Here is a 12,272-nt window from a genome sequence, read left to right as displayed (position 1 = left end):
GGTTCTCCTTATTTAAACCAATCCTCAACTCGCCGACCCCGGCGAGCCACAATCCTGCATTCAAAGATAGTTAGAAACAACTTTTTTGTCTTTCCCAAATTGTTTTAGCGCAACTTCGTTTCTCTATTTTTACATACGGATTCAGAAGTTTCGGGAAAATAGCCGTCGAAAAGCTCCGGAAAGTCCCTTTTTAAACTGACATAGCCCCGAAAAGAGATAATCAGATGATCCAGAATAGGAATATCCAACAGCCGACCAGCCGCGCTGAGCGATCTCGTGACCGCCTTGTCGTTCTCGCTCGCCATTAAAGAACCCGATGGATGGTTGTGCGCCAGAATGATTCCCGTCGCCCGATCGCGTATCGCTTCGGCAAAGACTTCCCGCGCATGAACCTGGGTACTGTTTACAAGCCCCTCCGTAATCAGATGAATTCCCAAAACACCGTTGGCGCTGCTGAGTGATACCACCGTAAAACATTCCTGCGACTTGAACTTGAGAAAAGACAAGCGGGCGACCAGGTGAGCCGGTGTCGTAATACTCGTCATCTGGGTGCCAATAAAAAAGCGGCTCGACAACTCCAGACAAGCGAGAATCTGCGCGGCTTTCGCCTTTCCCAGCCCCTGAATGCGGCAAAGTTCCGCAAGCGTCGGGCGACGGCTCGATTGAGAAAGAAATTTCGCCAATTCCTCGGAAAGAGCGAAAACATTTTTCCGAGCGTTTCCCCGCCCCAGAACCAAAGCGAGCAAATCTTCCGTAGAAAGCCCTTCAGGACCGCTCCGTTCCAAGCGTTCCCGCGGAAGATTTTCCTTTTCACAGACAATCATCGTTCCTCCAATCGTACTCCAAACGGAGCCAAAATTTTGCAAAGCGTCTTCTCGACATTATTTAAAACGCTTATGGAGGAAAAATATCCACCTCGATTTTCATTTTTTTAACGGTTAAATTTTCCGAAAAATATTCAGAACCCACAAAGACCTTTCACGAAGTTAGGAGTTGAGAGTGGAGAGTGGGGAGTTGTGAGTTAGAATTGAGAGCTGGGAACCGAGTTGCCCTTGCGGAAGAAAGTTCCCGCTTTGAAAAAACAACAGCGAGTATTTGGTAGAAGATTGTACACATTTCATCAAAAAGCAATTTTTTCACAAAACATCCTTTTTAACAGCAGAGACAACAACCCATAAGTCGTTCCAAAACCGCATTTTTCCAATTTTGTTTTTCCAAAAACAGCAAATTTTTCCATTTTAAAAACGCTTTTTCATTTTAAACAAAAGTTCAAAAAATCATTTTTCCAAAAAATCAGCCATTTTTCATTCAAATTTTACTTTTTAAAAAAATCAAAAATCAAAAAATCAAATATTTTTCCGGTAAAATTCCATTTCGACAAAAGATATGCTATATTTTCCGCATCGAAAAACATTCAACATTCGAGACACAACATGACAAATCACGCACAAAGCGGCGCACAAGTGATCCTCGACTGTCTCAAGCGCGAAGGCGTTGATACAATCTTCGGTTACCCGGGCGGATCCGCGATCCCTCTTTTCGATGCTCTTCTTGATTCCAACATCAAGATGGTCCTTTCTCGCCATGAACAGGGCGCAACCCACATGGCCGACGGCTATGCCCGCGCGACAGGAAAAGTCGGTGTCGTTCTCGTCACCAGCGGACCCGGCGCCACCAACACCTTTACGGGCATCTATACGGCCCTGATGGACTCTTCGCCCATCGTCGTTCTCGCCGCACAAACGACCACTCCCAATCTCGGCAAGGACGCTTTCCAGGAATGCGACACCAGCGGCATGACTTTTGCCGCCGTCAAGCATTCGTTCCTCGTCAAAAATCCGAACGATCTTCCCCGCATTGTGAAGGAAGCGTTCCACATTGCGCGCACCGGTCGCCCGGGTCCCGTCCTCATCGATCTTCCCAAAGACGTGACCGCAGGAAACTGCTCGGCTTCTTTCTCCGACGAAATCCATCTGCCCGGTTACAAAATTCCGACCCACGCCGATACCGCTTCCGTGGAAAAGGCTGCAGCTTTGCTGAAAAAGTCGAAAAAGCCGGTTCTTCTTGTCGGGCACGGTGCTTTGATTTCCAACGCATCGCGCCAGGTGAAGGAACTCGCCGAAAAGCTGAACGCCCCCGTCGTGGAAACCCTTCTCGGTCTAGGCGCTTTCCCTGAAACCCACCCGCTATCCCTCGGCATGGTGGGCATGCACGGCACAGCCTATGCGAACAAGGCTCTTCTGGAATGCGACCTCATTATGAGCATCGGCTCCCGCTTTGACGACCGCATTACGGGCAAGCTGGAAGAATTTTGCAAAGGCGCGACCATCATCCATTTGGACATCGATCCCGCCGAAGAAGGCAAAATCCTGCAGCCGGACGCTTTCCTCTGCGGCGACGCCAAGCTTGTTCTGGAGCAGCTCCTGCCGCTGGTGTCCCGCTTGGACACGGACGAATGGGTGAAAACTATCCAGACATACAAGAAACGCTACGCTCTCACCTACCCCAAGCAGGGCGGGCTTCGGATGCAGCACATCGTTTCTACCGTATATGAACTCACCAAGGGCAAAGCCATCATCACGACAGATGTCGGGCAGCACCAGATGTGGGTCGCCCAGTTCTTCAAGGCGGATTATCCGCGCCAGTTCATCACGAGCGGCGGCGCAGGCACGATGGGATTCGGCTTCCCCGCGGCAATCGGTGCGGCAATCGGTATCGGTTCCGAATCAAACTGGCCCATCTGCTGCTTTGCGGGCGACGGCGGATTCCAAATGACTGAATTTGAAATGGCGACCGCAGCCATCCACAAATTGCCCATCAAAATTTTTGTCATGGACAACAAATACCTGGGCATGGTTCGCCAGTGGCAGGATATGTTCTACAGCAAGCGCTATTCTTCTGTGAGCATGGAAGGCAACCCGGACTTTGTAAAACTGGCGGAAGCCTACGGCATCAAGGGATTGCGCATCAAACGTTCCGCCGATGCCGAACGGATCATTCAAAAAGCGTTCGAATACAACGAAGGTCCCGTCCTCATCCATTGCGAATGCGAAGAAGAAGACAACGTCTTCCCGATGATCCCGGCAGGAGCCCCGCTTACCGCAATGCTCACGGAACAACCCAAAGGTCAGCTCGAAAAGCCGACAGGGAGTACCTAATATGATTGAACAAAATGCAAAAAAAGAAACCGCTCACTGCCTGAGCCTACTCGTCGCCAACCGTCCGGGCGTCCTGGTGCGCATCGCCCTCGTATTTTCCCGCCGTGGCTACAATCTGGACTCCCTCGTCGTTTCGCCGACTCTGAACCCCGACTTCAGCCGCATGAACATCGTTGCGCACGGAAACCCGGAAATTCTGGTTCAGATTATCAAGCAGCTCGAAAAGCTCGTGGACGTAATCCAGGCCAAGGATCACACCGGTTCCAAAACCGTGGAAAAGGAACTCGCCCTGATCAAGGTCAAATGCCGCGCCGAGCAGAGAACCGAAATTCTCCAATACTGCGACCACTTCAAGGCGACAACCGTAGATATGACGGAAAGCTCGATGATCATTCAAATTACCGGCAACACGGATAAAATCGACGCGATGAAGCATCTGCTCGACAAATTCGAAGTGCTGGAATACATCCGCACGGGAAAGGTCATCATGCTGCAAGGCGAAGCGATCACCTAAGCAAATCCCGTTTTTGGCGAAAGAGACTCCCCCGCGGGGTCTCTTTTTTATCGTCGCAAAAAAATCAAAAGCTTTCAGGGAAGATCGACATCCCGGCCATCGTCTTTTCGATGTTGCCGACAGCTTGATCCGAGTGTCCTCTCGCCAATCCGAGACTTCCGCCATTTCAAATCGCTTACCCCGCTCGTTATAGCGATCTGAAGAACTTTAGCGGTTTGCGCTTCCGCAACGACACATAAAGAAACCTGTCCTTTTTCTCAATACAAAAAAGCCGCCCACACGGAGCGGCCTTTTCTTTCAAAAAAAAGGAATTAGTCGGCCTTGACGACCCAGACGTTCACTTCGGCAAAAACTTCACCAAAGACGTTTACCTTGACCGGGTAATTGCCAAGCTGCTTGAGAGGTTCCGCCAAAGCAACCTGAGCACGGGTAATTTTCAGACCCTGCTTGGTGAGTTCGTCCGCAATGTCGGCGGCAGTCACAGAACCATAAAGGCGATCGCCTTCCACAACGCGACGCGAAAAGTTGACAGTCACTTCTGCGAGCTTTGCTGCAAGTTCTTTCGCCTTGCCAAGTTCCTTGTTAAAGAGAGCTTCCATCGCTTCACGATTTTCGGCGATTTTCTTTTTCGCTTCTTCGGTAGCGCGGATGGCAAGCTTGTTCGGGATAAGGTAATTCATGGCGTAGCCGTTCTTCACCTTAACCACATCCATCATGTTGCCGAGATTCGGCACGTTGGCTTTCAGAATAACTTCCATTTTTGCTCCTTAGCGCAGAGTGTCTGCAACGAACGGCAAAATAGCCATGTGACGGGCGCGTTTGATAGCTTCGACGAGCATGCGCTGATATTTGGCACTCGTGCCGGAAATGCGACGGGGAATGATCTTGCCGCGTTCAGAGATGAAACGGCGAAGGACCTTTTCGTCTTTGTAATCGATAAATGCGACCTTGTTCTCGGTGAACCAGCAAGTCTTTTTGCGGCGAACACGGGAATTGTTCTTCTTGTCTTCAAAAGCCATTATTCAGCCTCCCCTTCTTCTGCGTCGATCGGAGTCACGTCTTCGGTCTGGCTCAAGTTCTTGTCATAAATAATATCCGTCATCGGATAATCTGCAAGAGTCATCCAACGGAGGACATTTTCGTCCAGCTTGAAAATTCTTTCCAAGGTTTCCACAACGGAAGATTCCGCCTTGTAGTAGAAAATGACATAGTAGCCGTGAGTCTTGTGGTTGATTTCATAAGCCAGCTTGCGCTTGCCCCAGTCGTCACGACGAAGAATTTCACCAGCAGCGGTAATCTTTTCGGCAAAGCTCTGCACTTCGGACGCAATCACGTCGTCAGAGAGCATGGCATCAAGAACCACCATTGTCTCGTATTGTTTCATAAAATCCCTTTGGACTTCAGCCCGTAACCACCATGGCCACAGGAGGGCCCCATTTTCACGGGGGACTCCCAAGATAGTAAAAAAAACGGAATCCGTCAAATGTTAAAGATGAAGGCGAGAAAAACAGACAATCCCCAAGCGCCGGTGTCCGTTCCAAAATAGCGATGGGCAAGCCCTTCCAAAACAATCCAGCCGCCCAGAAAATTTTTTTTCAAAAAATCCGCATGATTCCGCAGATTGAATCCCAGCCCGAAAGCGACCGTCAGCTGCCCCACCTCCGCCGTATTGTATTCCATGCTGGTGCCGCCGTTTACCGCCCAATCGTCCGAAAAAGCGAAGCCCGTTCCCATCGCGATGCCGCCGGACAGCCCGTCCAGGCTGTATTCGTTCTTACAGCCGACCGCCTCGATTTCTTCGTCTTTGGAAACAAGGGAATTGTCCACATTATCCCCATGACGAATTTCCGTCAAATCGGTAGTTTCAAAGCCCAGAGTAGGTCCCACATAAACGCTCCAGCGTTCCCAAATCAAGTGATGCATACGCAAATGGGTGTGATAGCGCTGGTATATCATCGAATACTTGTCGTCGACATTGCCGCCATACATCCGAGCCGAAAAGCCCGCGCTCAAATACTGCGCATAATAGTATTCCAAAGTTCCTTGCCACACGGCCAGCGTATTGCAGTGCGTTCCACTGGAAAAAAGCGCCCCGCCCCCGAGTCCGACTCCAAAGCCCTGCTGCTGATAACTCGTTTCCCGAGGCAGCGGAATTCCTCCATCAAAGACCTTTTTGCGAACCGCCTCCGTTCGCCCGATAGGCGCATTTTCGCCCTCTTGCGCAAAAAGCGGCAAGCCTGCAAATAAAAACAGAAAGACGAAAAATCGAAGATAGCGTTTCACGGTTACAAATGTAAGAAAAATGGTTATTTTTTAGCCATGCTTCAAAAGACATATATCCGGCATTTGAAAGATTTTATTGAAAAATGCGTCGTTCTTTCCGGCTGGGCGATGCGGGTACGCGCATCCGGCAAGGTCTGCTTTATTCAATTTCGCGACGGTACAGGATTCGTCCAAGTCGTTGCGGGAATCACCGACGTTCCCTCCGACGATTTTGAAACCATCAAGCATCTGACCCAGGAAAGCTCCATCCGGGTTCACGGCAAAGTCGTCGAATCGCCCAAGGCTCCCTGCGGCTTTGAAATCGTCGCTTCCCACGTCGAGCTCGTTTCCAAGACCGAAAACTATCCGATTTCCCCCAAGGAACACGGCACGGATTTTCTGATGGACTGGCGGCACCTGTGGATCCGGAGTCCCCGCGAGCACGCCATCTTGACCGTTCGCCACCACATTGCACAGGCGATTCGGGAATACTTCGATTCTCGGAATTTCACCCTTGTCGATGCGCCGATTTTTACCCCCAACGAATGCGAAGGTTCGAGCACACTTTTTGCCACGCCGTATTTTGACGAGACCGCATACCTTTCTCAAAGCGGGCAACTTTACATGGAAGCCGCCTGTGCGGCCTTTGGCAGAGCCTATTGCTTCGGCCCCACGTTCCGGGCGGAAAATTCCAACACCCGCCGTCATCTGACTGAATTCTGGATGGTCGAGCCTGAAGTCGCCTACATGGATCTGGAAGGAGATATCGAACTGGCGGAAGGACTTGTGCAATCGATCGCGAAACATGTTCTCGACAAATGCGCCTCCGAACTCCGCCTGCTCGATCGCGACACCAAAGCCTTGGAAATCACGGCGAACGAACCCTTCGCCCGCATCAGCTACACGGATGCCGTCAAAATCATTCAGGCTTCTGGCGCCCCATTCCAGTGGGGAGACGACTTCGGCGGTCCCGACGAAACCATCGTAGGCAACCACTTCAACCGTCCCGTGGTCGTCTATGATTATCCCGCAGAGATCAAGCCTTTCTATATGAAGAGAAGCGCAGAAAATCCGAAACTCGTCCGCAACATGGACATTCTCGCTCCCGAAGGATTCGGCGAAATCATCGGCGGCGGGCAACGCGAAGAGGATTTAGCCGTTCTCGAAGCCGCCATTCAAAAGCAAGGACTTTCCCCGGAGGTTTACTCCTGGTATCTGGATGTCCGCCGATACGGCTCCGTTCCTCATGCGGGATTCGGGCTCGGACTCGAAAGAACTGTCGCCTGGATTTGCAACCTTCCTCATGTTCGCGAAACGGGAGCCTTCCCTCGACTCCCCCACAGGCTGAAGCCATAATTCCATAGTCCCCCGCTGCATAATTTTGTATTTTAGTCATACTTTATAGGAGTTTTGCCGCATGAGTTTCCTTTACCGCGTTTTGCCGTTGATTTTCGCTTGTTCGATTTTTTCATTTGCGCAAAATGCCGTCAAAGTTCAACCGCCCGAAGTATTCAAGGATTCCGCATCGGGCGAAGTCCAGAAAATCGATTTCACCATTCCGCTATCTGGCGTAAACGACCCGGGAATGCTGTTCGCCCACTTCAGCGGCAAGCCGCTTCTCATCTACTATTTTAGCCCCAAATGCCCGCACTGCCAATCCCATTTCCCAAGCATTCAGGAACTCGTCAAAAAATACGAAGCACAGGGACTTCTAGGGATGGGCATTTCTATTGGCGGCGGAATCAAGAAAAACGACATTCGGCTGTTTATTGACCAGTTCAACGCCTCTATTCCCATTTTCCAAGACGTGAACACCAAATTTGGCCCTCGTTACGGAACGGGTTACGTTCCTGTCGTATTCGTGGTAAACAAGGACGGTTCCTATTACCGTTTCAGCGATCTTTCCCAAAAAAGCGACGAACAGTTGGAAAATTTGATTAAAGAACTTTTGAAATAGATTCAGGAAAAATTCCTGCAAAGGATTTTTTGGGACCTTATATACGAAATTCCACCCGATTCGGTTAGTGATCCGTGTGCTTCGACTAGTTCGACAAGCTCACTAACCAACGGCTGCCGTGCTTGTCGAAGCATGGTTGCTGAGTCCGTCGAAGCAAACCAACCAGCGGTCCCTGAGCCTGCCGAAGGGCAGCAAACGCCTTCCAAACAAGATATTCCTTCTGAATTTTCAACACGCTGCACTACTCCAAATTCCATACAGCAAGCCCCTTTTTTTTATAAAAAAAGGCCCGGAAAAACCGAGCCTAAAAAAATACAAGAGCCGAATTATTCCGCGGCGTCCATGTCCTCGTCGCTGATTTCCGCATTGTGATAAACGTCCTGAACATCGTCATCATCTTCAAACTTGTCGATGATTTTGAGCAGCTTCTGGGCATCGGCGTGATCCAGCTTGACCGGATCGTTCGGCACATAGGAAATTTCAGCACTGAGCATTTCAATGCCAGCGGCTTCAAGAGCTTTCGTGACGGCATCAAAAGATTCCGGAGTCGTCGAAATTTCATGTACGCCGTCTTCGGTCGCCATATCATCGGCTCCCGCTTCCAAAGCGACATCCATCACCTGGTCTTCCGCATATTTTTCGGCATCCACGTCGATAACGCCTTTGTGCGTAAAAGCCCAAGCCACAGAGCCCGCTTCCCCCATGCTTCCGCCATTCTTATTGAAAATATTCCGGATATTGGAAACGGTGCGCGTCTTATTGTCGGTCATGCACTTGACAAAAATGGCGACTCCACCGGGACCGCGACCTTCGTAAACCGGTTCCTCCATGACCACATCCTTGCCTTCGCCCGTGCCTTTGGCAATAGCGGATTCGATGTTCTTCGCGGGAAGGCTCTGGCTCTTGGCCTTGAGGATTGCCGCACGGAGACGCGGGTTTGCATCGGGATTTCCGCCGCCGAGTTTGGCGGCTATCGAAATTTCCTTAATGAATTTATTCCAGGCTTTTGCGCGGGCAACGTCGGTTTTTGCTTTTTTACGTTTCGTCGTAGCCCATTTAGAGTGTCCGGACATAGTTACCTCGAGTTTTCAAAATTTTTTGTGGTACAAAAATAGAATTCTACGCTTATTTGAGGGCGAAAAAAGCAAAAAAAAGAGCCGTTTTTATAGCATTTACTTTTCTCTGCGAGCAAACCTTTCAAAAATGTAAAAGCAGAGAAAAGAAAACCCATCTCCAATATATCATTCAGCAACTTGAATTTCTAAAAAAAGAAAATCCTCCCATCATCTTTTCATAATCAAGGGATGCAATTCGTCTAAAGGAAGCGAGCATTCCTGAAATAAGTTAATGGTTAGTGCCCTTCGGCTAGCTCAGGGATCGGTTGAGAGTTGAGAGTTGGAACTGATAACTGAAAACTAATAACTGATAACCGAGTTCCCCTTGTGAAAGAAAAAGCCCCGCTTGAAAAGAAGTTCACCCTCTCGCAACGTAACACACCTTATTCCGCCCCAAAATCCAAAATTTCCCACAGCAAAGCGTGGCGGGGGATAGGGTGAAGGGAAAAGGGGGCTGACCTTCGCAACTCAGAAGCCCCCTTATCCCTTCCGCCCGCCGCGAAGGCGAGCACCTCGCACTCTGCGAGAAGAAATTCATCTTGTGAAAAGAAATTCTCGTTTTGAAGAAAAAAATTAATTGAGAGTATTTGGCGGAAGATCGTATATAATTCCCAAAAAAATCAAAAATCCCCTTGACAGAGAAAAGAACAAAAATTATATTATCGCGCGTAAATCAATTCACGACGCGGTCGTGGTGGAATTGGTAGACACGCTAGCTTGAGGTGCTAGTGCGGGCAACCGCTTGACAGTTCAAGTCTGTCCGACCGCATAAAGGTTCGGTTTCTAAAGAAACCGAACCTTTTTGTTTTAAAATTTCCGGATTCCAACCACAGCAAATTGCACCGAGCGTTTCGTCTATTCAAATTCCGGCAGAGCAAATCCTTTCGCTCTCGATTTTTCAATCCACCAAATAAACGTTTCTATTTTCGTTAAAAAGCAAATGCTGTTTTAAAAGAACTCGAATCCGATTTCACAACATAAAAAGTCCAGCAAAGCGCCGGACTTTTTGAAAAGGAAAACCGTATTCGATTTTCGTCGAAAAATTTTAGAACTTACTTGAGGAAAGAAAGAACCGCATCTCCCATGCCGGTCGTACCGACCTTGGTGTCGCCCTCTTTCCAAATTTCGCCAGTACGGAAACCAGCGGAAATCGTTTTTTCCACAGCGGTTTCAATCGCCTTCGCGGCATCTTCTTCCTTGAAGGAGTAGCGAAGCATCAATGCGACAGAAAGAATCTGGGCAAGCGGATTGGCAATGCCCTTGCCTGCGATATCCGGAGCCGAGCCACCAGCCGGTTCATACAGTCCAAAAGAACCTTCCGCAATGGAAGCCGAAGGCAGAAGACCCATAGAACCCGTGAGCATCGCGCATTCATCCGTCAAAATGTCGCCAAAGAGATTCGGGCAAAGAAGCACATCAAATTCCCGCGGACGACGCAGAAGCTGCATGGCGGCATTATCTACATAGAGATGTTCGAGTTCGATTTCCGGATATTCCTTCGCATGAATTTCCTTGACGATTTCACGCCAAAATACGCTGGTCGTCAGAACATTCGCCTTGTCGATACTCGCGACTTTTTTATGGCGGAGCATTGCAGCGTCAAAGGCAAAACGAGCTATGCGCTCCACTTCGTAACGGCTGTATTTCATCGTGTCAAAGCCAATTTCGTCTTTGCCACTTCCTTCACGGCCTTTGGGTTGTCCAAAATAGACGTCTCCGGTCAGTTCGCGAACCGTCAGAATGTTAAATCCATCGCCCACAATGTCGGCGCGGAGCGGACAAGCCGGAGCCAATTCCTTATACACGCGTGCCGGACGCAGATTGCAAAAAAGCTTGAAATGCTTGCGAAGCGGCAGCAGGGCGCCCCGTTCCGGCTGCAAATTCGGCGGAAGGGATTCCCACTTGGGGCCGCCCACGGAACCGAAAAGAATCGCATCGGCAGCTTCACCGATCTTCAGAGTACTTTCCGGCAGCGGATTCTGAAAATGATCATAGGCGATTCCGCCGACATCGGCCCATTCTTTTTCTGTGGAGAACCCGAACTTGGCAGCGACAGCGTCCAGAACGCGAACCGCTTCGTTCATGACTTCCGGACCGATTCCGTCGCCGGGAAGCACGGCAACTTTATAATTTTTACTCATAAGCAACCTCTTGATTAAACCGCGAAAAATGTAGTAAAATACGATTAAACGCGGCGCAACATTTTGGCCAAGTCCTTGCGATTAAAGGATTCCAGACGGATTGCCAGTTCTTCACGGGTTTCGCCGTCCATCGCATGGATTTGCTCCCGATGATTTTCCAAATAGCGGGAAAGTCGATCGAATTCCGAAAGCGTTATCAGCATATTGACATAATCGGGGCTCACGGATTCGCCAAGCCGAAGACTTTCGTGTTCATTCAGCAATTCCTCCTTGCGATCTGGCGACACGATTTTACAAAGGCTCATCAGGTGATATTCCCGCGGAAATTTTTCATATAATTCTTCGGCAAGGGAATGCGCTTGCTTTTCCTTTCCTTCCTTGAAAAGAATGCCGACCTTCAAATCCAAAAATTCCTCTTCGTCCCGCTGTACGGGATTTTGCACATCGTTCAAAAGGCGATTCGCATTGGGAATGTCGCCCGCCACATAATAGGCGTTGGCGGCAGCGATAAGCGAACCGTTTTTTCTATCGGGATCTCGGCGGAACATGATTTTTTCGTAAAGCGGCGCATCACCTGCAGCATCGGCAACGTCCAAAATGCCCGCAAAGACTTCATTTTCATTTTCCAGGCTATGCTTGTCCAATGTTTCAAGAACTTCGTCCGCCAGCTGACGAATTTCCTCTGCCGACATAAATTGGCGAACGGCAAAGAACAAATCAAAGCGGACATCGTATTCGCTGACGGCATTCAATAGCAGGTCGTGCATCAGATTGATAACGTAAGCGCGGTCTGTAGATTCATTCGCCATTTCCGAGAAAAAGGACACCGCATCCCCAAACAATTCCCGGATGTCTTCCAGAAATAAAAAATCTTCTTCGGGAACTGTAAAATAGGCATCGCAATTCAGGAACCAGGAGAGCATTTCCAGGGTTTCGCGATTCTTTTTCAGGTCTTCTATTTTTCTAAACATCCCGCAGAGCAAGTCGTATAATTTTTCCGAGTCGGCAATCGCCGGGTGCTCACCCTTGGCGACAGCAATCAAGACTTGACGAACCTTGTCGGCTTTCGAGAAATTTACCGCATCCAATGCCGAGGATTTCCAGACTTTTCTCTGTTTCGCCATA

General features: G+C 49.4%; 12 protein-coding genes and 1 tRNA gene. 5 read left to right on the top strand and 8 right to left on the bottom strand.

Translation table 11 applies throughout. The features are described 5' to 3' along the window. Nucleotides 1-104 precede the first annotated feature (104 nt). Nucleotides 105-824, bottom strand: a complete 720-nt coding sequence (gene radC / locus B5D40_RS02970; RefSeq protein ID WP_073306062.1) for a RadC family protein — start codon at nt 822-824, stop codon at nt 105-107. A 609-nt stretch (nt 825-1,433) separates the two neighbouring features. Here radC and ilvB point away from each other — a divergent pair. Beyond that, nucleotides 1,434-3,158, top strand: a complete 1,725-nt coding sequence (ilvB, locus tag B5D40_RS02965; RefSeq protein ID WP_073306061.1) for a biosynthetic-type acetolactate synthase large subunit — start codon at nt 1,434-1,436, stop codon at nt 3,156-3,158. A 1-nt stretch (nt 3,159) separates the two neighbouring features. Further along, entirely contained in the window at nt 3,160-3,672 is a 513-nt protein-coding gene (ilvN, locus tag B5D40_RS02960) for an acetolactate synthase small subunit (protein ID WP_073306060.1), read from the top strand. A gap of 311 nt (nt 3,673-3,983) precedes the next feature. On the opposite strand, the gene rplI is transcribed toward ilvN, so the two are convergent. The 4 genes from rplI to B5D40_RS02940 form a co-directional block, all read right to left on the bottom strand. Next, complete coding sequence (gene rplI / locus B5D40_RS02955; RefSeq protein WP_073306395.1) at nt 3,984-4,430, bottom strand: 50S ribosomal protein L9; 447 nt, start codon at nt 4,428-4,430, stop codon at nt 3,984-3,986. Nucleotides 4,431-4,439: 9 nt separating this feature from the next. Beyond that, nucleotides 4,440-4,691, bottom strand: coding sequence for a 30S ribosomal protein S18 (rpsR, locus tag B5D40_RS02950; protein ID WP_073306396.1), 252 nt, complete (start codon nt 4,689-4,691; stop codon nt 4,440-4,442). Continuing rightward, nucleotides 4,691-5,056 (bottom strand): 30S ribosomal protein S6, encoded by a 366-nt coding sequence (rpsF, locus tag B5D40_RS02945; protein ID WP_078775702.1) that lies wholly within the window; start codon nt 5,054-5,056, stop codon nt 4,691-4,693. The genes rpsR and rpsF overlap by 1 nt, the downstream gene beginning before the upstream one ends. Before the next feature lie 95 nt (nt 5,057-5,151). Next, nucleotides 5,152-5,955 (bottom strand): hypothetical protein, encoded by an 804-nt coding sequence (locus B5D40_RS02940; RefSeq protein ID WP_078775701.1) that lies wholly within the window; start codon nt 5,953-5,955, stop codon nt 5,152-5,154. Nucleotides 5,956-5,991: 36 nt separating this feature from the next. Between B5D40_RS02940 and asnS the strand changes: the two genes are divergently transcribed. Continuing rightward, nucleotides 5,992-7,290 (top strand): asparagine--tRNA ligase, encoded by a 1,299-nt coding sequence (gene asnS, locus B5D40_RS02935; RefSeq protein WP_078775700.1) that lies wholly within the window; start codon nt 5,992-5,994, stop codon nt 7,288-7,290. A gap of 61 nt (nt 7,291-7,351) precedes the next feature. Then, nucleotides 7,352-7,891 carry a TlpA family protein disulfide reductase gene (locus B5D40_RS02930; protein ID WP_078775699.1) on the top strand — a complete coding sequence of 180 codons (540 nt, stop codon included), beginning with the start codon at nt 7,352-7,354 and terminating at the stop codon, nt 7,889-7,891. A 326-nt stretch (nt 7,892-8,217) separates the two neighbouring features. Here the strand turns inward: B5D40_RS02930 and B5D40_RS02925 are convergent, their stop codons facing one another. Beyond that, complete coding sequence (locus tag B5D40_RS02925; protein WP_073306406.1) at nt 8,218-8,964, bottom strand: YebC/PmpR family DNA-binding transcriptional regulator; 747 nt, start codon at nt 8,962-8,964, stop codon at nt 8,218-8,220. Between the two features lie 727 nt (nt 8,965-9,691). Between B5D40_RS02925 and B5D40_RS02920 the strand changes: the two genes are divergently transcribed. Continuing rightward, nucleotides 9,692-9,775 (top strand) — tRNA-Leu (locus B5D40_RS02920). 283 nt (nt 9,776-10,058) lie between these two features. Here B5D40_RS02920 and leuB read toward each other — a convergent pair. Both leuB and B5D40_RS02910 read right to left on the bottom strand, forming a co-directional pair. Next, on the bottom strand, nt 10,059-11,147 hold the full coding sequence (gene leuB / locus B5D40_RS02915) for a 3-isopropylmalate dehydrogenase (protein ID WP_073306204.1): 1,089 nt from the start codon (nt 11,145-11,147) through the stop codon (nt 10,059-10,061). A gap of 44 nt (nt 11,148-11,191) precedes the next feature. After that, nucleotides 11,192-12,271: a hypothetical protein gene (locus B5D40_RS02910; protein ID WP_078775698.1), complete on the bottom strand. Its 1,080-nt coding sequence runs from the start codon at nt 12,269-12,271 to the stop codon at nt 11,192-11,194. Nucleotide 12,272 lies beyond the last annotated feature (1 nt).

The sequence above is a fragment of the Fibrobacter intestinalis genome, from assembly GCF_900167415.1.
Taxonomy (GTDB): Bacteria; Fibrobacterota; Fibrobacteria; order Fibrobacterales; family Fibrobacteraceae; genus Hallerella; species Hallerella intestinalis.
This window is presented reverse-complemented; position numbering and strand designations above follow the sequence as displayed.

Coding starts and splice junctions, on each gene's coding strand:
- rplI (WP_073306395.1), bottom strand. CDS start 4,430: ATGGAAGTTATTCTGAAAGCCAACGTGCCGAATCTCGGCAACATGATG.
- B5D40_RS02925 (WP_073306406.1), bottom strand. CDS start 8,964: ATGTCCGGACACTCTAAATGGGCTACGACGAAACGTAAAAAAGCAAAA.
- radC (WP_073306062.1), bottom strand. CDS start 824: ATGATTGTCTGTGAAAAGGAAAATCTTCCGCGGGAACGCTTGGAACGG.
- rpsF (WP_078775702.1), bottom strand. CDS start 5,056: ATGAAACAATACGAGACAATGGTGGTTCTTGATGCCATGCTCTCTGAC.
- ilvN (WP_073306060.1), top strand. CDS start 3,160: ATGATTGAACAAAATGCAAAAAAAGAAACCGCTCACTGCCTGAGCCTA.
- B5D40_RS02930 (WP_078775699.1), top strand. CDS start 7,352: ATGAGTTTCCTTTACCGCGTTTTGCCGTTGATTTTCGCTTGTTCGATT.
- B5D40_RS02910 (WP_078775698.1), bottom strand. CDS start 12,271: ATGGCGAAACAGAGAAAAGTCTGGAAATCCTCGGCATTGGATGCGGTA.
- asnS (WP_078775700.1), top strand. CDS start 5,992: ATGCTTCAAAAGACATATATCCGGCATTTGAAAGATTTTATTGAAAAA.
- rpsR (WP_073306396.1), bottom strand. CDS start 4,691: ATGGCTTTTGAAGACAAGAAGAACAATTCCCGTGTTCGCCGCAAAAAG.
- ilvB (WP_073306061.1), top strand. CDS start 1,434: ATGACAAATCACGCACAAAGCGGCGCACAAGTGATCCTCGACTGTCTC.
- leuB (WP_073306204.1), bottom strand. CDS start 11,147: ATGAGTAAAAATTATAAAGTTGCCGTGCTTCCCGGCGACGGAATCGGT.